General features: G+C 37.9%; 20 protein-coding genes, 1 tRNA gene and 3 pseudogenes. 17 read left to right on the top strand and 7 right to left on the bottom strand.

What is annotated here, in order from left to right:
• Both GR160_RS01335 and GR160_RS01330 read left to right on the top strand, forming a co-directional pair.
• Positions 1-2,208, top strand: a complete 2,208-nt coding sequence (locus GR160_RS01335; RefSeq protein WP_160748029.1) for a M56 family metallopeptidase — start codon at positions 1-3, stop codon at positions 2,206-2,208.
• A 77-nt stretch (positions 2,209-2,285) separates the two neighbouring features.
• The gene (locus GR160_RS01330) at positions 2,286-2,426 is read left to right on the top strand and encodes an SsrA-binding protein (RefSeq protein WP_160748028.1); all 141 of its coding nucleotides are present in this window, start codon (positions 2,286-2,288) and stop codon (positions 2,424-2,426) included.
• A gap of 9 nt (positions 2,427-2,435) precedes the next feature.
• Here the strand turns inward: GR160_RS01330 and GR160_RS01325 are convergent, their stop codons facing one another.
• The gene (locus GR160_RS01325; protein WP_160748027.1) at positions 2,436-2,948 is read right to left on the bottom strand and encodes an adenine phosphoribosyltransferase; all 513 of its coding nucleotides are present in this window, start codon (positions 2,946-2,948) and stop codon (positions 2,436-2,438) included.
• Positions 2,949-3,058: 110 nt separating this feature from the next.
• On the opposite strand from GR160_RS01325, the gene GR160_RS01320 reads away from it, so the two are divergent.
• Positions 3,059-3,132: transfer RNA gene (locus GR160_RS01320), tRNA-Arg, on the top strand.
• 136 nt (positions 3,133-3,268) lie between these two features.
• Here the strand turns inward: GR160_RS01320 and GR160_RS01315 are convergent.
• Both GR160_RS01315 and GR160_RS01310 read right to left on the bottom strand, forming a co-directional pair.
• The gene (locus GR160_RS01315; protein WP_160748026.1) at positions 3,269-3,985 is read right to left on the bottom strand and encodes a response regulator transcription factor; all 717 of its coding nucleotides are present in this window, start codon (positions 3,983-3,985) and stop codon (positions 3,269-3,271) included.
• The gene (locus GR160_RS01310) at positions 3,982-5,343 is read right to left on the bottom strand and encodes a cell wall metabolism sensor histidine kinase WalK (RefSeq protein ID WP_160748025.1); all 1,362 of its coding nucleotides are present in this window, start codon (positions 5,341-5,343) and stop codon (positions 3,982-3,984) included. The genes GR160_RS01315 and GR160_RS01310 overlap by 4 nt, the downstream gene beginning before the upstream one ends.
• 142 nt (positions 5,344-5,485) lie before the next feature.
• Between GR160_RS01310 and GR160_RS01305 the strand changes: the two genes are divergently transcribed.
• The 7 genes and pseudogenes from GR160_RS01305 to GR160_RS01280 all read left to right on the top strand — a co-directional run bounded on the left by GR160_RS01305 (position 5,486) and on the right by GR160_RS01280 (position 11,705).
• Positions 5,486-6,172 carry a peroxiredoxin gene (locus GR160_RS01305; protein WP_160748024.1) on the top strand — a complete coding sequence of 229 codons (687 nt, stop codon included), beginning with the start codon at positions 5,486-5,488 and terminating at the stop codon, positions 6,170-6,172.
• A gap of 95 nt (positions 6,173-6,267) precedes the next feature.
• Positions 6,268-6,837 (top strand): Crp/Fnr family transcriptional regulator, encoded by a 570-nt coding sequence (locus tag GR160_RS01300; RefSeq protein WP_160748023.1) that lies wholly within the window; start codon positions 6,268-6,270, stop codon positions 6,835-6,837.
• Between the two features lie 416 nt (positions 6,838-7,253).
• Positions 7,254-7,916 (top strand): annotated as a pseudogene (locus GR160_RS19540) (type 1 glutamine amidotransferase domain-containing protein); the annotation flags it as partial.
• A gap of 24 nt (positions 7,917-7,940) precedes the next feature.
• Positions 7,941-8,573 carry a putative quinol monooxygenase gene (locus tag GR160_RS19535; RefSeq protein ID WP_370519202.1) on the top strand — a complete coding sequence of 211 codons (633 nt, stop codon included), beginning with the start codon at positions 7,941-7,943 and terminating at the stop codon, positions 8,571-8,573.
• Positions 8,574-8,707: 134 nt separating this feature from the next.
• Positions 8,708-9,523 carry a DJ-1/PfpI/YhbO family deglycase/protease gene (locus GR160_RS01290; protein WP_160748021.1) on the top strand — a complete coding sequence of 272 codons (816 nt, stop codon included), beginning with the start codon at positions 8,708-8,710 and terminating at the stop codon, positions 9,521-9,523.
• Positions 9,524-9,600: 77 nt separating this feature from the next.
• Positions 9,601-10,701, top strand: a pseudogene (locus tag GR160_RS01285) (alkene reductase).
• 15 nt (positions 10,702-10,716) lie between these two features.
• Positions 10,717-11,705: pseudogene (locus GR160_RS01280) on the top strand (aldo/keto reductase).
• A gap of 17 nt (positions 11,706-11,722) precedes the next feature.
• Here GR160_RS01280 and GR160_RS01275 read toward each other — a convergent pair.
• Positions 11,723-12,298, bottom strand: coding sequence for a Crp/Fnr family transcriptional regulator (locus tag GR160_RS01275; RefSeq protein ID WP_160748020.1), 576 nt, complete (start codon positions 12,296-12,298; stop codon positions 11,723-11,725).
• 207 nt (positions 12,299-12,505) lie between these two features.
• On the opposite strand from GR160_RS01275, the gene GR160_RS01270 reads away from it, so the two are divergent.
• The 6 genes from GR160_RS01270 (at position 12,506) to GR160_RS01245 (ending at position 16,713) form a co-directional block, all read left to right on the top strand.
• A complete protein-coding gene (locus GR160_RS01270) occupies positions 12,506-13,045 on the top strand; it encodes a hypothetical protein (protein WP_160748019.1) in 540 nt (179 codons plus the stop codon).
• Between the two features lie 40 nt (positions 13,046-13,085).
• Positions 13,086-13,313 (top strand): 2TM domain-containing protein, encoded by a 228-nt coding sequence (locus GR160_RS01265; RefSeq protein ID WP_160748018.1) that lies wholly within the window; start codon positions 13,086-13,088, stop codon positions 13,311-13,313.
• Positions 13,314-13,315: 2 nt separating this feature from the next.
• The gene (locus GR160_RS01260) at positions 13,316-13,882 is read left to right on the top strand and encodes a cupin domain-containing protein (protein ID WP_160748017.1); all 567 of its coding nucleotides are present in this window, start codon (positions 13,316-13,318) and stop codon (positions 13,880-13,882) included.
• A gap of 12 nt (positions 13,883-13,894) precedes the next feature.
• Positions 13,895-14,449: a carboxymuconolactone decarboxylase family protein gene (locus GR160_RS01255; RefSeq protein ID WP_160748016.1), complete on the top strand. Its 555-nt coding sequence runs from the start codon at positions 13,895-13,897 to the stop codon at positions 14,447-14,449.
• 84 nt (positions 14,450-14,533) lie between these two features.
• Positions 14,534-15,388: an alpha/beta hydrolase gene (locus GR160_RS01250; protein ID WP_160748015.1), complete on the top strand. Its 855-nt coding sequence runs from the start codon at positions 14,534-14,536 to the stop codon at positions 15,386-15,388.
• Between the two features lie 239 nt (positions 15,389-15,627).
• Complete coding sequence (locus tag GR160_RS01245; RefSeq protein ID WP_160748014.1) at positions 15,628-16,713, top strand: adenylate/guanylate cyclase domain-containing protein; 1,086 nt, start codon at positions 15,628-15,630, stop codon at positions 16,711-16,713.
• Between the two features lie 140 nt (positions 16,714-16,853).
• On the opposite strand, the gene GR160_RS01240 is transcribed toward GR160_RS01245, so the two are convergent.
• Positions 16,854-17,372, bottom strand: coding sequence for a hypothetical protein (locus tag GR160_RS01240; protein ID WP_160748013.1), 519 nt, complete (start codon positions 17,370-17,372; stop codon positions 16,854-16,856).
• 242 nt (positions 17,373-17,614) lie between these two features.
• Between GR160_RS01240 and GR160_RS01235 the strand changes: the two genes are divergently transcribed.
• Entirely contained in the window at positions 17,615-17,905 is a 291-nt protein-coding gene (locus GR160_RS01235) for a hypothetical protein (protein WP_160748012.1), read from the top strand.
• 79 nt (positions 17,906-17,984) lie between these two features.
• Here GR160_RS01235 and cysK read toward each other — a convergent pair whose 3' ends face one another.
• Both cysK and epsC read right to left on the bottom strand, forming a co-directional pair.
• Positions 17,985-18,893 carry a cysteine synthase A gene (cysK, locus tag GR160_RS01230; protein WP_160748011.1) on the bottom strand — a complete coding sequence of 303 codons (909 nt, stop codon included), beginning with the start codon at positions 18,891-18,893 and terminating at the stop codon, positions 17,985-17,987.
• A 28-nt stretch (positions 18,894-18,921) separates the two neighbouring features.
• Positions 18,922-19,737 (bottom strand): serine O-acetyltransferase EpsC, encoded by an 816-nt coding sequence (gene epsC, locus GR160_RS01225; protein ID WP_160748010.1) that lies wholly within the window; start codon positions 19,735-19,737, stop codon positions 18,922-18,924.
• Between the last annotated feature and the right edge of the window lie 212 nt (positions 19,738-19,949).

Genomic DNA, 19,949 nt, shown 5'->3' with positions numbered 1-19,949 from the left:
ATGGAAGCATTATTTATTTATTTAGCAAAAGTGTCGGGCCTTATAGCGCTTTTTTGGATGGCTTACACCCTATTTCTAAAAAAAGAAACTTTTTTTAGCGGCAACAGGTTCTATTTGCTTGCCGGATTGCTTACCTCTGCCCTATTGCCTTTTGTGATTTATACAAAAATTGTTTGGGTAACTCCTCAACCGATGATCATGACATCTCTTCCTGATGTTGCAGTAACCAGTTATGCCCCAGAACCCGAAGAAGCTTTTACAATAAACTGGTGGTATGTAGCAATAGCAGCCTACGCTGCCGGACTATTGTTTTTTGCAGGATTACTGATAAAAGACCTTCTTACTGTAAGCAAAATGCTTAAACATGAAGATGCCCTTAGCAAAAATGGTTTTAAATACATTGATTCTGAAAATGTACTGTCTCCGTTTTCTTTCTTCAAATATATTGTTTACAATTCAGCTGTACTTCAAACACAGGAGCTTACCGATATTATTGCACACGAGCAAGTGCACAGCAGACAAAAACACTCGCTGGATGTGCTTATAAGTCAGGTGTTCTGTATAGTGTTTTGGTTCAATCCATTTATTTGGCTTTATAAAAAGGCCATATCTCAAAACCTTGAATTTATTGCCGATGCCGAGGCCACCAAAACCGTTTCTGATAAAAAAGCGTATCAAAAAACATTATTAAAAATAACAATGCAGCCCGAGTGCATTGCAATCACCAATCATTTTTATCAATCATTAATCAAAAAACGAATCGTTATGTTAAACAAGAAGCAATCTAACAGGCGTAACTTTTACAAGTATGCCCTTATTGCACCCGCCCTGGTAGCTTTTATAGCAGTGTTTCAGGTAGAAGTAGTTGCTCAGGAAAAGAACCCTGACACAAAAACGCAAACCCAATCAGGAAAATTTATTGATGTAAGGGTTGTACTGGATATTACCAAAGACACTAAAGACGAAGTATTTGAAAAAGAAGCTGCATTTTTTAAACAACAATTTGAAGCTGATGTTACCTTTACGAATGTTAAGCGAAACAGCAACGGAGAGTTAACAGCAATTAAAGTTACTATTAGAGACAAAGATAATCAGGAATCATATCCTGTATATGAAGTTACCGCAGACGATGATAAAGGTATTGAACCATTTAATATTGATATTCGTCGCGACAGCAAGACGGGTAAAAACATTATCAACTTTGGGCAGCCGGAAGCTAAAATAAAAGTTATAAAAGCAGTTACAACAACATCTGAGGGAGATACTATAAAAAAGGTTAATATTACAAAAGTTGATGCGCAAGCTCCTAAAAATGTTCTTTACATTATAGATGGCATAGCCCAAACTTTAGACAGTGAAGGGATAAGCGCAATTGATCCTGACGATATTGACAGCATTGAGGTTTTAAAAAACACTGACGCTCTCATAAAAAAATATGGTGAAAACGCTAAAAATGGTGTTATACTTGTCACGACCAAAAAGAAAAAAAGGGGCTTTAATGTATCAGGTACAGGAGTAAGCAGTAACCTGTTCGATAAAAGTGAGCCCGTTAATCAGCAAACCGCTGGTGTTGTTTTTACAACTCAGCCCCAAACTAATTTGACAAATGGGATGGTAAAAGGTAGGAGCTATGTATATTCTACCACCTACACCGCCAACAACAACAACGATATTATAAATAACATTTTAGAAAGCAGCACTGTAGATTATAAAAAAGCCTATATTTTAATAAACGGAAAACCATCTACAGCCAAAGAGCTTGAAAAACTCAACCCAAAAAAAGTAAGTACTACAACTGTAGCTATTGGAAACGAAATTTCTATAAGTAAATATGGAGAAAAAGCTGCCAATGGCGTTATAGTTGTAGATCTAAAAGGATATGAGTCAGAAACAATAAAAGCGATCAATGCCGCTGCAGAGAGTAAAAACATTACTGAAGACAAGGATAATACAGGATATATTATTCATAAAAAGTCATCTAAAAGCGACATTAAATTCTATACAAAATCATTAAAAGACATAGGTGTAGAAGCAACCATATCTGGTATAGAGCGTAATAAAGAAAAAGAAATTATTGCCATAGAAATTGTACTTAAAGATGAAAAAGGAGGAGACGACATTACTTCTTCTTACAGCAACAACAAAGGCATACCAAATATTTATGTTGGGCGCAAAAATGGTAAGGCAATTGCTTATGCAACAAAATAATAAGCTGCTTAATAAATTCTTAAAAGGCTGTCGATATCGACAGCCTTTTGTTATTTTTACATAAAAATGATACGGCCATGTTTAAATTCTTAGCTAAAATTAACCGTTGGCTCCTGCCAAATTATACTAAAGAGCAGTTAGACCTTGCAAAGGCTACTAAACTTCAAAAAGCTATAATTGCATGGAAATATTATGTAACTACACGCGCTTTAGATTAGCAAGTATGTTTAGTAAACAAGCTGTGCGTATACTTCATAACCTTCCAGTTTTTTGCGGCCATTCAAAAAAGAAAGCTCCATTAAAAAATTGCATTGCACAATAATGCCTCCTGCCTGCTCTACAAGCTCACATAGTGCTTTTGCCGTGCCTCCGGTAGCCAGCACATCATCATGTACTACTACGCGCTCTCCGGGCTTTATGGCATCTGTATGCATTTCTAATTTATCGGTACCGTATTCCAATTCGTAGGACACGGAAATTTTATCGTAAGGAAGTTTATTGGGTTTACGCACCGGCACAAAACCGGCATTAAGCTTATGAGCAAGTAACGTTGCAAAAAAGAAACCGCGACTTTCTGCCCCAACAACCTTATCTATATTTTTATCCTGAAGATTATTTATAAGTAAAGCCATGCATTCTTTAACTGCCTGTGGATTGGCTAAAAGCGGTGTTATATCTTTAAAAACAATACCCTGTTTTGGAAAATCCTGAATATCACGTATATACTTATTAAGCGTCATTTTTTTATATTTTATTGGTAAATTTTGTTTGCAAGATAAACATTTATTTATATATTTGCACCCGCAATCAAGGCAGTAAACCACTTAAAGTTTAAGCCTGATTACACTAAGGCCTCGTGGCGCAACTGAATAGCGCATCTGATTACGGCTCAGAAGGTTACTGGTTTGAATCCAGTCGAGGTCACTTTAAAAAAGTGTTAGATCATACGATTTAGCACTTTTTTTTATATCAATAAACTCCACATTATAAGTTTAAAACTTTTATTTAGATAGTCTGTATATTCTGTAATGTTGAACCACAATGATTAAAATTTAAAAACCTATCCAATTCCTCCTTTATCAAGTAATTTATATCCTTTATTCCTAACATTCATAATTTCAATATTAGGATCAGCATTCAGACACTTACGAAGCCTCGTAATATATACATCCATGCTTCTTGCCGTAAATGGATTGCTATCGCCCCAAAGTTTCAACAATGCTGCATCACGGTCTAAAAGACGGTTTTTGTTTTGGGCCAGTAATTCTAACAGTTCCGACTCCCGTTGTGACAATGTAATAATTTCTTTTTCAAAAGATAAATGCAGTAGCTGTGGTTTGAAATGAAACTTACCAATAGATATACTGGTATGCAACTGAGGAGAATCGGCCTCTTCCAAATTTGTCCGGCTTCTTCGCACAAGTTTATGTATTCTCAATATCAGTTCCTCCATACTAAACGGCTTCTTCATATAGTCGTCTCCTCCTACTGTCAGACCCTTAAGTACATCGGGAATCTGATTCTTAGCAGTGAGAAAGATTACAGGTGTCCATTCGTCAACTCTGCGTATATCCTCTACAAGAGAATAGCCATCCTTTCTGGGCATCATTACATCCACTACGCAGATATCGGGTTTTTCATTCCGGAACATCTCCCAGCCTTCTACCCCATTTCGCGCAATCGTGAAACGAAATCCCCTTTGCTCAAGCGTCTCTTTAATAATTGTGGTAAGAATTTCCTCATCCTCTACCAACAGTATATGTATAGAATTTGTCATATCGGAAAAGTAATTGTAAATGTTGTTCCTATTCCCAGTTCGCTATGTACCCTGATATCGCCGCCCAGTTGCAACACCAGCTGCTTGACGTAGCTTAGGCCGATACCATACCCCTTTACATCATGCTGATCTCCGGAACTGACCCTAAAAAACTTATCGAAGATGAGCGGAAGGTGCTCTTCACTGATGCCTATACCGTCATCATCTACCTCCAGCTGCCAACCGTTGGATACAGACGTTGCACTAACCCTAACCGTTGCCGGGCTCATGCTGTATTTTAGGGCATTGTCGACAAGATTTGCTACAATGTCCTTAAGCATTGAAGCATCACTTTTTAGAATGTTTTTGTCCAGTGCTACAGACAGTGAAACCATACCCCGTTTATTCTCCCGGAAGCTTCCTGTTACCTCTTCTAACAGCGCAGGTATATCAACTTGCGCAAGGGAGGCAGCCTTAGCTCCCAATTCATATTGCCTGATCCTGAGCAGCCTGTCAATGCCGTCCTCCAGCTTGTCCAGAACATTGGCATTGAATTGAAGGTAACGGTTTGTCTTCTCGATATCTGAGATTTGCCCAAAATGCAACAGTGCCTCATTGGTAGACTTTAATATTGCTACCGGGGTACGCAGTTCATGAGCAAGATTATCGATAAAATCATTCTTAGTCTGATCCAACCTTCGTTGCCTGGATATTATAAATCCCATATACCAAAGGCATCCGGCAGTAAGCAGTATAAGTGAAAGAGAAATCACTGCCGGCAGCATATTTTTACCCAAAAGATGCCACCCTTTCCCCGTGGGTATAGCGATAATGCCCCAATCTCCCTTGCTTCGTCCTATAGAGACAGAAATTGCCCTCCCAGTCTCATCTAATTGTCTTTTCTCAAACGAAAGTCTAAAGTCAACAGTTATTCCATCTCTCTCCAGCTCTTTACGAAAATAGCGTTCTACAACAGGTATTTCTATTTTTTGTTTATTGGAAAGGGCAGTCATTTGTGCAACAAACAACCGCACACTCTCAAGATTGGCTGTGTCGATCTGCAATGAATGGAACGCAATTTTGAAAGGATTTGTGTTCTTTAGAGGCGCCTTCATATTATTGGAAACATCCTCTGCTCCTTCCCGTGATACCCTACTGATTATAGACAGGCTGGGTGCCGGTCCGGTAAGACTTACAGGAGTAGGTATCTGTTCAAGCAGATACTGGTCAACGCTCTTTTGCAATGCTTCCCTTACCTTGATTGTAAAGTTTTCCTCGCTGGTACGATAGTTCCTGTATACCCATACTGCCTGAAATACCAGGATACTTCCCGCTGTAAGGGACGCTATCCATTGTATGGTCCTGAAATAATTTTTCATAATGTTAAATATTTACAAACATACGGCATTTAAAAACGTAAATATCTCAGTTAACATTAGTTAACACGAGTTAGTATCCGGTTAACTTTTGGCAGATAAATGAAAGATAATTTTGCTATGTAATCTTTTAATAACATATACAATGAAAAATTATCTATTTATGGCAACAGTAATGCTTTTAGGAAGCACTGCATCGGCACAGGAAAATTCTGATGGAGAAATAATAATGACAAAAATGGTGCTTCCAAATGGAAAAGAACTAAAATATGGAAAACTTGACAGTCTTAAAAATGCCTGGGGAGGTGAAGACCGAGTGCTATTTCGTCGCAAAGAGAATGAAAAAGAAATCATCTATCTTGTAAGGAAAACCGACGAGGAATTTAAGAAGGAAGCTGAAGCAATCAAAGCCCTGAATGCGATGGTTGGAAATGCAGCTCCTCAATTTGAAATTACAGATCTTAACGGAAAAAAATGGTCATTAAAAGACTTGCGCGGAAAAATTGTAGCGCTCAACTTTTGGTTTACCTCCTGCGAGCCTTGTATTCGCGAAATTCCTGAGCTCAATCAACTTGTAGAAAAGTATAAAGGCAAGGATATTGTGTTTTTGGCACTGGCAACTGACAAGGCTGCAAAAATAACTACGTTCCTGGAAAAGCGCGAATTTGGATACACAATCGTACACGATTCATTTAAAGTGAGCCAAGACTACAATATAACAAGTTGGCCAACCAGCATAGTTATTGACAAAAAAGGTATAATAAGGTTTGTACAGGTATCAGGCGAAGACATACAAAATAAACTGAAAACGGCAATAAACAAAGCCGGATAGCACTTTACTGAAATAACCTTAAAATATTAAGTTTTTTACTAACTTTAATAATCCTTTTTAGATTTAGATTTAGCTCTATAACCTGAAATGTTTAGATGGAAAGACTAAGAACTCATATCGAAGAAATTACACCTGTATCAAATGAAGAATTTGAATATATAAAGACATTCTTTACTGAGAAAAAAGTACGTAAACATCAATACCTAATTCAGGAAGGAGATAAGGTTGCTTGTGAATACTGGATAATTAAAGGGATTTTTAGGGCCTTTTATCTTGATGAGGATGGACGTGAACATATAATCCAGTTCGCTCTTGAAAACTGGTGGCTTTCAGATTACAATGCTTTTTTTAACCAAACAGAATCAAAGATCAACATTGTATGTATGGAAGATGCCGAAGTGGTATGCCTGACACTTTTTGCCAGGGAACAATTAGCCTCTGAACTTCATAAAATGGAACATTTTTTCAGGATGAAGCTTACTAAAGGGTATTCGGCCCAGCAACGCAGGATTATGTCGCTCCTTTCAGGAAATCCTAAACAGCGATATGAAGAATTTGCAGGACTTTACCCTACAATAATGCAAAAAATACCTAAAAAATACATAGCAGAATATCTGGGAGTTAGCCGCGAAACTTTAAGCCGACTGTATTCGAACAATCAGTAGCAAATTTTCTACCCTTTTTTATTTTTACTTATTATAAGCCAAAAAAAATCTGCTGCTTCATACCATCATCTTTGACCTGAGCCAATAATTCTTCGCTTTTAGCTTCAATACGCTTACATATATAACACACTAATATTCAGTGCAGTTTTGAAATAAAACTATAGCATTGGGGTGAAATATGTTAGATAATCACTCTGGCTGATTATAAAACTGTGATTCAAATCACAGTTTTAAAGTGAGTCCAATCAACCTCTATGCGGCTGTAACAAAAGAACTTTGTAACAGTAATCAGAACCATATTAAAAAAATAAAATATGAAAACTAATACGCTTATAACTGTACTTAAAAAGGCAGTAGCCATAATTATCATTCTCATAACAACTACAAATGTTATGAAAGCAGGAAATACGCACACCATGAAAAAGATTTTATTTGTTGTTACCAGTCATGACAAAAAAGGAAATACAGGCGAACACACAGGTTTTTACCTTTCGGAAGTATCACATCCATGGGAAATACTGGTCAATGCAGGATATGAAATTGATTTTGTAAGTCCAAAAGGTGGTAAGGCGCCAGTAGATGGCTTTAATCTTAGCGATCCTGTAAACAGGAAATTTTGGGAAAACAAACTATACAGAAGTAAAATAGAAAACACACTAAAACCATCCGAAGTAAATGCGGACACCTATGTAGCTATACATTATGCCGGCGGACATGGAGCGATGTGGGATTTTCCTGAAAACAAAGAACTGGCAGCAATAGCAGCGAGAATATATGAAAACAAAGGTATAGTAAGCGCTGTATGTCATGGGCCGGCAGGTTTGCTAAATATCAAACTATCTAACGGTAAATACCTTGTTGACGGTAAAAAAGTAAATGCTTTTACTAACCAAGAAGAAACAGCAGTTAAACTGGATAAAGTTGTTCCGTTTCTATTAGAACTGAAATTGATAGAAAGAGGTGCCAAATTTGAAAAATCAGGACTTTGGCAATCACATGTAGTAACAGACCAGCGCCTGGTAACAGGACAAAACCCACAATCTGCAAAAGCAGTTGGTGAAGCAGTACTACAGTTACTTAACAGCAATAATCTTTTTGCACGTATAACACGCTATGAAGTAAAACCTCAACAGGTTGCTGAATTCCAAAAAGCCCTTGGTAACTATGTCTCATCTGCTCTGGCAAATCAAAACAACATTATGGCTGAAGCTTATTATGAGCAGGATAAACCATCTATACTTTGGGTTATAGAAAGATGGAACAGTAAAAAACATCTGGATGCTTTTGAAAAAAATGAACAGGCCCAAACAGTAACTGCTCTTTCTAAAAAAGCACTTGCCAAAACTACGAAGGAATATCTGCTAAAAGACCTTGAGCCATTAAACAAAGAACAATGGCGTAAAGCTTCTAAAAAAGAAGACAAACAAATTGTTATAATGCTTTTTGTTGATGCCAAAGCAGGTACCCAGCAAAACTTTAAAGATACTTATCATACAGCAATGCCTCAGTTTCGAAGTGAGCCGGGGGTAGTTACCTATCAGTTAAGTGAGATAGAAGGTGATGGTACTCACTTTGTAACTTATGAAAAATTTAGAGGACAAGATGCCTTTCAATACCATTTGAACTTCCCTCCCATCCAGCCTGTTATCGATTATTTAAATACAAGCATTGAGGGGCAACCATTCCAAAACGGACTACATACATTAATAGAATTTGCTCCAATGACAAGAGAATAGCATTGATGTATTCTTAACCAAAGTCAATGAAGCATCCGCAGGAACACAACTACATTTGCCAATAACATATTATAAATCAGATAAAAAAACAAAAAAAATCAAAAACCATTATTAATAATAAAAAGAAACGTATCATGAAAAATTTAAAACAAATCTTCGCAACAGTTTTTTTCAGTGCATTTATAGCAATTAGTTCAAATGCACAGGTAAAAGTCCATGCAAACCAGGTTACTGACCACGAACTGACAGTAATGAATCAATTAGCTACGCCTTCAGTAGTTTCGGTGATGCCGGTATCAGCATTACTAAATGCACCCGGTAATGAAGCTCTGAGGGCTTTCTTCTTTACTCCTGTAAAAGACAGGAACGTATTAAAAGGTAAAAGAATTGCCGTGCTTGCGGCCGACGGATTTGAAGAAATTGAATTAACCGGACCAGTATGGTATTTTAAGGAGCTTGGTGCACAGGTAGATATTATAGCACCAAAATATAATCCTGCCCCTGCCCGATATGGCCTTAGCAGCCCTGAAATGGCCAAGACACACATAATGGCTATTCAATACTTACAGCCTGTAGGATGGATCAAATTTGACCGTACTGCAGACCAGATAAAAGTGAGTGATTATGACGCAGTATTTATTCCCGGGGGTGCCTGGAACCCGGATAACCTTCGTTACGACAAAGATGTGATCAAATTCATTCAGGATTTCAATAAATCAGGAAAGTTGATTGCTGCCATTTGTCACGCTCCTGTGGTACTTGCTTCGGCAGATATTCTTAAAGGCAGAAAATTAACAGGCTACTGGAATATTCAGTCCGATCTTAAAAATGCAGGAGGAATTGTATATGATGTACCTGTAGTTACTGACGGAAATATTATAACCAGCAGACACCCAATAGATGTAGCTGATTTCTCTAAGGCTGTTGAAAACTGGCTCACAAAAAAATAATAAAAAAATGATTCCGGGAGATAGCCGGCTATCTCCCGGAATCTGAAACAAGACTTAACGTGATAAAAAATTTAGACATGAAAAATATTTTTGAACCCGTAAAGATCGGTTCGTTACAACTGAAAAACCGTATATCAATGGCTCCTATGACAAGAGCCAGAAACGAAGACGGTATACCGAATGAAAATAATGCACTATACTATGCACAGCGCGCAGATGCAGGATTAATAATAACCGAAGGAACCGCTATTTCTGATACTGCTAAAGGTGTGCTCTATATTCCGGGGCTTTACACACCGGAACAGGTTGAAGGATAGAAAAAAGTTACTAAAGCAGTCCATGAAAAAGGAAGTATCATTTTTACTCAGTTATGGCATGTGGGAAGAGTGTCGCATACCTCGAACCAACCCGGCGGAATAGCTCCTGTAGGGCCATCAGATATTCAGGCTATAAACTCATATGCCTGGGGATATGATGAAAACGGAAAAGAAGGTCCAATAATTTCATCAAAACCAAGGGCATTATCTACTTTAGAAATAAAACAGGTAGTAAACGATTTTGCCAACGCTGCAAAAAATGCAACAGAAGCCGGATTTGACGGCGTAGAACTACATGGTGCAAATGGCTACCTGATAGAGCAATTCCTGAATCCTTTTGTTAATAACCGTACAGATGAGTATGGCGGCAACATAGAAAACAGGTCGAGGTTTTTACTTGAGGCCATTGACGCTACAATAGAAGCTATTGGAAATGATAAAGTAGGCATAAGACTTACACCTTACGGAGGTCTTGGAGATTTACCTCATTATGAAGAAATAGAGGCTACATATCAATATCTCGCAAAAGAATTAGCCAAAAGAAATATAGTATACATCCACCTGATGGATCAACTGTCAAAAGGCAGCCATGCATTACCTAATGGATTTATTGAACGCTTTCGTTCGTGGTATGACGGAGTAATTATCCTGGCAGGAAGTATGAACAGAAAATTGTCTGAACAACTTATCAATGACGGGACAATTGATATTGCCGGATTTGGAGAACCGTTTATTTCTAATCCTGATTTAGTGGAACGCCTACAGAACAACTGGGAGCTTACACCTCCAAACCGTGAGCTGCATTATGGTTTGGGAAACCATGGCTATACAGACTGGGAAACTTACAAAAAAGTATCATAATTAAAGAAATTAGAAATGGAATATCGAAAATTAGGAGATTCAGATCTCCAACTGTCGGCAATTACGTACGGTAGTTTTGCTATCGGAGGTACGATGTGGGGTGGTACAGAGAAGAAACAGGCATCAGCAGCTATTCTCGCGTCTCTGGATAATGGAGTTACAACTATAGATACTGCGCCTTTTTACGGCCTTGGCCTTAGTGAGGAACTTATTGGAGAAACCATTAAAGGACTTGACCGGTCTAAATTACAGCTGCTTACCAAATTTGGAATGGTATGGGACGGCAGCAATAAAGGGCGTGGAGATTTTATGTGGAACCAGGAGCACGATGGAAAGAGCTACCCGATTTATAAATATGCATCTAAGGAGAACGTAATCAAAGAAGCAGAAGAAAGCCTTAAACGCCTTGGCACAGACTACATTGACCTTTTACAGTTGCACTGGCCTGATTCTACTACTCCTATTGAAGAAACTATGGAAGCACTTGAGAAACTTGTTGATCAGGGTAAAATTCGTGCAGCCGGGGTGAGTAATTTTAATAGTGACCAGATGTTGAAAGCACGTAGATCGATAGCAATTGCATCCAATCAAATGCCATATAGCATGCTTAACAAGGCCATAGAGCAGGAAGTGATTCCAGCCGCAATGATAATAATATCGGGATCATTGCATATAGCCCGCTCGAAAGAGGATTGCTTAGCGGTAAATATTTCAGGGGAGAACAATTAAAGTCTGATGATCATCGCAATAGTTATTTTGGCAGATTTAACCCGGAAAAAGTTCAGGAATTCTTAAGCAGGATAGAAACAATAGCTCAGGATAAAGGTAGCAGCCTGGCACAACTTGTACTACGATGGACAACCTTACAGCCGGGAATAACAGTAGTGCTTGCAGGTGCAAGAAACGCATCACAGGCAATTAGTAATGCCGAGGCGATGAATCTACAACTGAAGGATGAAGAGCTTCGTTTGATCAATTTTGAATTGAACAGCATTCTCGGTTAAATAATTCTTCATTCAATTTACTTTCCCAGCATCCTTTTACGAAGTCTGCTTAACGACTCCGGTTTGATACCAATATAAGATGAAAGCTGGTTTTGGGAGACTTTCTGGAACAGGTGGGGTTCATTTTTGAGGACGGTTGCATAACGCTCTTCAGGAGTCTGAAAGTGAAGCATCTCTTCCCTGTTAATAATAAAAAGGTATCCCCACTCTGCTATAAGCCTGCCAAATTTAGACCAGTTTGGAGTGCTGTCATACAGTTTTTCTATTTCTTCATGCGCTAAGGCAATAACTGTAGAGTCTTCCATGGCTCTCCAGTAATAAAGAGCAGGTTTTCTTGTAATAAAACTGGCAAAATCAACAACAAAATCATCCGGTTTACAAAACCTGCTGTTTATTTCATTGCCTTTATAGTCAACATAAAACATCCTGAAAAAACCCGATTCTATAAAATATACATGACGGCATACCTCTCCCTGTTGTAAAAGGTCGGCGTCTTTCTTTATAGTCATGCGATTTATCAGAGGCAGCATACGTTCATACTCCTCATCGGGCATTGCTACAAAAGAGGTTATCACGGCTTTGATCCGGTCCATAAAATTACCATTTGTATAGTTCTTTAAAATTAACGGTAATCTGTAAACAAGCAAAATTATAAGCCGAAAATTTATTTAGATACAGGTTATGTTCTTAACCAAAGTCAATGGCATCTGAATAACCTCCACAATAACTTTGCCTTGTAAACAAACTGATAATCAAACACTTTATTCAATAAAAATTTAACCACCTAACAACTATCAATCATGAAACCAGTATTAAAAAATCAGAAAGCAGTCCAGACCAAATATGCCGACCAATATGTTGCTGCTTTTCCCATCAACCTGCCAGCAGAGCAAATAGATCTTAGCAAATGGTTCAGGGAAATGATACAGACAGATTATGTTTCGTATTCGCCCGCCCATATTGCCATGAACAGCTTTACAAAAAATGGAATTCTTTACAGTACCAATGTAGAGAATATAGGTTTCGACCAGATAGTTCAGCATTATGCTATGCGCTATGAAACTAAAGGGCATATACTGCTACAATCTTCTAAATCTGATGTCTATATCATGAGGTTTGTACCAATTTCTGTAGGTGTGCCCTGGGAAATGCAAATAAGACCGCTTACTGAAAACACCTGTGAATTTGTATGCATGTTTGGTATAAATTACCCAAACCGGCTTTTAAAAGCTGTATTCTCTTTCTACGGACTTGGTGGCTTATTCCTAAAAAAACACCTAAAAAGAGAAGGTGTTGAATTTGCCAAAGACATTGAAAGAAAATTCAGCATGCATAATTAATACTCATAAATCATATTATCAACACAAAAACCATAAAATCATGAAAACAAATCTTGACGCTGAAACAGCACTGAAAAATGCAAAATTAGGATTTCGTATCCACCTATTAGCTTTCATTGTACTTACCCCTATCATCTGGCTGGTATGGTACTTAACTGATACTACTTACCCTTGGCCATTATGGACAACACCTGCATGGGCACTTGGGGTTATTTTCCACTATTTAGGAGCATTTGTTTGGAGTAAAAAACACTCTAAAAACTATTAATCATGGAAACCATCACATCAACATTTAGACGCATCGTGACAGGTCATGATGCCAATCGTAAAGCAATTGTAGTATCAGATGCTGCTCCGGAACGCACCTACATGGTAGGTGGCCCAAATGGTGCAAAGTTTTTCGAGGTATGGAATACAGCACAAACTCCGGCTATTATAGACAACGGATCTTTTGATCAGGAAACCAGCCTTGTTCTTGGCCCACCAAAAGGAGGTACCCGCATAAGAGTAATTGATTTTCCGCCCGAAGGAGATGAAATAAGAAATCTTACCAAAGAAGAAGCTGCAAAACACTTTAAAACCATGAGCGATGAACATGCTTCAAGGGCAGGTGATGAGGCACCGCATCCTTTAATGCACCGCACCCAAACCATTGATTATGGTATAGTGATCGAGGGCGAACTTACTATGATACTTGATCGTGGAGAGACTACTGTTAAAGCCGGAGATATAGTGATTCAGCGGGGTACAAATCATGCCTGGGCTAACAGAACCAACAAAATATGCCGTGTAGCATTTATCCTGATAGACGGCCAATTTGAAGAATCATTACGTTAAAACAACAGTATCATGAGAGCAAAACCCTTTCTCCCTGAAGAAATGAACTCCGAAGTGCGATTTGTACATGACGAAGTGGTAAAACTTGTAACCCACAGCCAAGGCCCTGTCTCAATGCTAAATGCGCAAGGCGCTTTAATTGGTCCCTTCCCTCCTATGTTACGATTCCCACAGTTTGGGATACCCGCACTAAGTTTTGTGCGTTCGTTAGACAACCATGCAACATTACCTAAAAAATTAAAAGAGGTAGCCATTCTTACGGTTGGAGCAGCATTCAATTGCAAATTTGAACTATATGCCCATAAAATAATGGCCCTGCATTTTGGTTTTACTGCCAAATCTGTCGAAGACCTTTCATCAGGAAACCGTCCAAATGATCTTACTCCTGAAGAAAATATTACTTACGACATTGCCACAGTTCTGGCAAAAGGAGATTCGCTACCTGATTCATTATATAACCATGCAATAACATTGCTGGGAGAACATGGAACGGCAGAATTACTTTTTCTTATCTCTGCCTATGCAATGCTTGCCATGGTATTGAACGGTTTTGATGTGCAGGAATAAATATAAGAGCATTCTGAAATAAAACACTTACCCGTACGCACTACATGTGCAATAATCTGAATATTAATTTTTACAAAGAAAAAAATGAAAACAAATGAATTTAATGTAACCAGGTCTTTTAAGACCGTATCGAAGGCATTCATATTGCTGTTGACCGTATCAGCATTTGGTGGCTGTTCGGATAATGACAATGAAGATGTCAGCGCAAAATCTCCCATAGTTTTAGTACACGGAGCATGGCAGGGCGCTTATGTATGGGATCAAACCGAATCAGACCTAAAAGCTGCCGGATATCGTGTAAGTGTAGTAAAATTACCGGCACATGGCGACGACACTACACCTGCATTTCAGGTATCACTTAAAGCATATGTAGATGTGGTTAAAGCTGCTGTTAACAATTATAACGAACCGGTAATCCTTATTGGGCACAGCCTGGGTGGTGCAGTAATAACACAAGCAGCCTCTGAGCTTCCTACAAAAATCAAAAAACTGGTCTATGTTGCTGGTTTTATCCCAAAAAGCGGAAAAAGTGTTCTGGACTATGCAAATATTGATACCACTTCTTTGTTAGGTCCTGCCATACGTTTATCTGAAGATCAAACCGTTGCAAATATTGACAATCCTGCTGTAAACCTTTCAAATATATTTTGCCAGGATGGTACAGATGCACAAAAACAATATCTTGTGGGTCGGTATAAAGGAGAACCAACAATTCCTTTAGGAACCCCGCTAAATTATAATGCGGCAGATTATAGTGCCGCGGGTACTAAATATTACATTCACACTACTGCAGACAAAACCATTACTTATGGCTTTCAGCAACAAATGGCAACAGATGCAGGAATCACTAACGCTTATACTATAAATTCAGGCCATAGTCCTTTTATTTCAAAATCATCTGAATTGACCTCGCTTCTTAAAAAAATTGCAAAAAAATAAATGCCATTGAGGTAACCGAGTCGCTGATTCATTACTTCGGATCAAATATTAAAAATCCGATTGAATACAATACAGACTGAAATTGATTGTTAGGTTGATGATAATGTGTGTTATGCGCATTATCCTAAAAGCCCACTGAATTTTCTGTGGGCTTTTGTTGTTAAATAAATTATAGCATAAGCTTTTATCGTAATCACTTCAAAAAATAATACCTTGCATATAAGTAATCCACGTAAAATATGTTTTCACCTAAAGCAAAAAGGAATATTATACGCTTATTGCCATTTGGCTTTATGTGGGGATTGTTTAGTTCGATCTATCTTTTTCTTGAGAAAGGACTTCTTGGAGATCTGAAGTATTATCCGGCATCTGGAAATCAATATGCTTTCGAAAAGAACATTATTGCTATTCCCTCACTGGCATTACTTATTGGCATCATTACAGGCATCCTGGAGATCTTTTATTTTAGTAAGCGGTTTAACAGAGAAAGCTTTACCAAAAAAATTCTTTACAAATCTATTATTTATTTGCTGCTTATTGTTCTTTTTCTTGTCATTGTATTTATTGTTACAGCTAATAATATACCTGAAACAATTACACATGTAGATTTCTGGATGAGTATATGGATTTTTTTTAACGACTATTCTTTTTTGTCAGTACTTCTTTATATAACTTCAATAATTGTAGTAACCCAATTTTATACCGAAGTGAGTGAAAGCATAGGAACAGTTAAATTAAGCAACTTCTTTTTAGGAAAATATTACAAGCCTGTAGAAGAAGAAAGGATATTCATGTTTTTAGATATGAAATCGTCAACTCAGATTGCAGAAAAACTTGGCCATGCGAAATACTTTGTGATGTTGCAGCAATATTTTTATGACCTGTCCGATTCCGTAATTGAGCATTCAGGAGAAATATATCAATATGCCGGTGACGAAATGATACTGACATGGAAGCTGGACAAAGGCCTTAAAAATAATAACTGCGTGTGTTGTTTTTTTACCATGAAAGAATCTCTACTTAACAAAGCTACTTCTTATAAGGAAAAATATGGTATAGTACCCAGCTTTAAAGCAGGATTACATTTTGGAAAAGTAACTACCGGAGAAATTGGTGTCCTTAAAAAAGAGATAATTTTTACCGGAGATGTACTTAACACTACAGCACGAATAGAAGGGCTTTGTAATCAATATAATGTTGACCTTCTTGTATCAGGTCTGTTAATTAAGAAACTTGATCTTGATGAACATTACAAAATTATATCAATTGGAGAAAATGAATTGAGAGGAAAAGAAGAGAAAATAGAATTATTTACCCTTGTCTAAGATTAAACAGCCTAAGACGTAGCCAATTTATTTAAATCCTTAATAAAATAGTTTGGGATTTGTCCTGTAAAGATCATTAACAAAAAAACCATCAGCAAATTACGCTGATGGCTTTCTTCCACTATAAAAAATCAAAGTACTTAAAAAAGAGGAGCATCATACCATGATGATAACGATTTGCATGGCGTTACACTGTTAGATCTTTCAAACACAAATCTCCACCTGTAACATGCGGGTAAATCAGCAGGCACTACATTAATAACAGGGGCATTTGCAACAACGTTATAAAAAACAGAACCCCCAAAAAATACAGGTAAACCGCTGGCAACATTAATATCTTCGCAGTCTGCAAGCTCCTGTACTTCAACAGTAACCACATACCCGGCCGATGCCGATAAATTTGACGGTGCATCTGCAACAAAATTAACTATAGGTTTGTTTAGCCCTGCTGTTACATCAATTGTTGTATGTGCGGCAAGACCATTAAAACAAGATGCTACAGGCAACTCTCCTGTACCCGGTTTAGTTTTAGATGCAGTTGCACGTGCACTATATATAATTTCGGTATTTTTTTCCTGATTTAATATTTCATTACTGTCGTCTGCAGAACACGCAGCAAAGAATAAAGCTATTAATAATAGCAGGTATATTTTTTTCATTCGTCGTAATTTTTATGTTTTTAGCCGCCACAAACATACATCTTACCGAAATACCTATAATTCAAAACCTTAAAAAAACGTTAAAGCGACAAAATTTTTCGGCAAGATGCACCAAATACAAAAAAATAGTCGTGTTAATCATGCGTTAATTGTAAAATGTTTAAAGTGAGGTATTAGTAACTTTATAACTATACATTGAACAACAAGCATTTTACCAGATTATTAACCATAAAAAAAATATCATGGAAAACGATCAAAACAGCATTATTGGTAACAGCGTGCCAGTAAACCCACAGAAAACCGTAGGGATAAGCAATAAAAATACAGCGCATGATCCGGATCTGCCTTATGAAGATCCGGCAATTACAAATCCGCAGGAACTTGCTTCGTTTCCTAAACCAGCACCTATTGTCGATGCTGAGGATGTTGAAAACGAGAGTGAAAGCAGACTTGTAAACCACAGAAGTCCGGTTAGGGATGGCAGTCATATTGCAAGAACAGATAATGCCCCGGATGAAAGAGGGTATATATAACCAACAATCCTAAAACTATAAACAACAAAAAAGCGGAAATTTATTCCGCTTTTTTGTTGTTTATAAGTGTAATGCGAGTTTAAAATAATCCTTCAATAGACAGGTAACGCTCTCCTGTATCATAGTTAAAGGTAAGCACCACAGCATCGGTATGAATTTCGCCCAGCTTTTTGTTTACAGCTGCCAAAGATGCTCCGGTAGATATACCAGCTAATATACCTTCTGTTTTGGCAATATTACGGGCATAATCAAAAGCATCATCTTTCCCTACCTGTATAACTCCATCTATGGCATTACTGTTATAAATAGACGGTACAAAACCTGCTCCAATACCCTGTAATGGGTGAAGTCCCGGGCTACCACCGCTTAACACCGGAGATGCCTCCGGCTCTACAGCAAATACTTTAAGACCAGGCCATTTTTCCTTTAATGCTTCGGCAACACCTGTAATGTGTCCACCCGTACCAACACCAGTAATAATATAATCTACACCTTCAGGAAAATCGGCTATAATTTCCTGAGCAGTAGTCTTTTTGTGCACCTCAACATTAGCAGGATTATCAAACTGACGGGGAGACCATGCATTAGGTGTACTTTCGGTAAGTTCGGCTGCCTTTGCAATAGCGCCCTTCATGCCAAGTTCGCGCGGTGTAAGCTCAAACTCTGCCCCATAAATAGACATTAGTTTTCTGCGCTCAACACTCATACTTTCGGGCATTACAAGAATTAACTTATAGCCTTTTACAGCCGCTACCAACGCAAGACCAATACCTGTGTTGCCACTGGTTGGTTCTATAATAACACTGTCTTTATTTAAAAGACCTTTTGCCTCTGCATCTTCTATCATGGCAAGGGCAATCCTGTCTTTAATACTATTGCCGGGGTTAGTGCGCTCAAGCTTTATATAAACATTGTTATTAGGAAAAAGTTTGGTAAGCTTTACGTGGGGGGTGCCCCCTATGGTTTCTAAAATACTTTCTACTTTCATGTTGTATTAATTTATTATGTTGCGGATATTATATTACAAAATTTAACGGCTCCGGAAAAACTTCCCTACTTCTTACCGATGCCACACTTTTATGATATACAAGCGAATTTTCGGGTACAGAATTGGTTATCCATACATTGCCACCAATAACACACCCGTCTCCAATAGCAGTTTTTCCACCTAATATTGTAGCATTGGCATAAATGGTAACATCGTTGCCTATGGTTGGATGGCGCTTTATTTCGGCTTCCGCCTTGCTTACACTAAGGGCTCCAAGAGTAACGCCCTGATACATTTTTACATCGTTGCCAATAACAGACGTTTCCCCAACCACAATGCCTGTGCCATGATCTATAAAGAAACGTTCTCCAATTGTAGCCCCCGGGTGTATATCTATACCTGTTTTGCCGTGCACATACTCGCTAAGCATGCGTGGCAATACCGGTACATTATTGATCCATAATTCGTGCGCAATGCGGTAAACGGTAATGGCAAAAAAACCTGGATAGGAAACCAACACCTCGCTTCGTGACTTTGCTGCCGGATCGAACTCAAAAATGGCTTTAAGATCATCTTCAAGCTTTTTATGAAGCACTACCGACTTGTTATGAAGCTCCAGCTGCAACGGCTCTATTTTATCTTCGGCAAGACCACTTAAGTGTAAAAGCTGTTTAAGCAAATCTTCCAGTTCTTTTTCTTTCGTAATAAAAAAATTATAGTCGGCATATTGTGGGCCAATACAAAAAAACCACTGAAAAAATTCCTCGATCCAATAAGCAGTTTTTGCCTTATCAGGCAAAATGCCCGATTTAATATAATTAGCCGTGTATATAGGATGTTTCATATAAAAAAGGCTTCTAAATATTAATACGGAAGCCACAAAAAATTGCAGTAAATTAATTCTAAACAGGCATGTTTACATGCACGGTTAACAAATGTAAGGAAAAAAATTACAAAGTCTACAGAATAAGTAGATTTATATAATGGTTAAAATTTAGTCGATTTGAAAATTATCTTCAAAAGATATCGGTGAAGGTAATATAAACGAACTTATAG

Source organism: Flavobacterium sp. Sd200 (genome assembly GCF_009826935.1).
Lineage (GTDB): Bacteria > Bacteroidota > Bacteroidia > Flavobacteriales > Flavobacteriaceae > Flavobacterium.
This window is presented reverse-complemented; position numbering and strand designations above follow the sequence as displayed.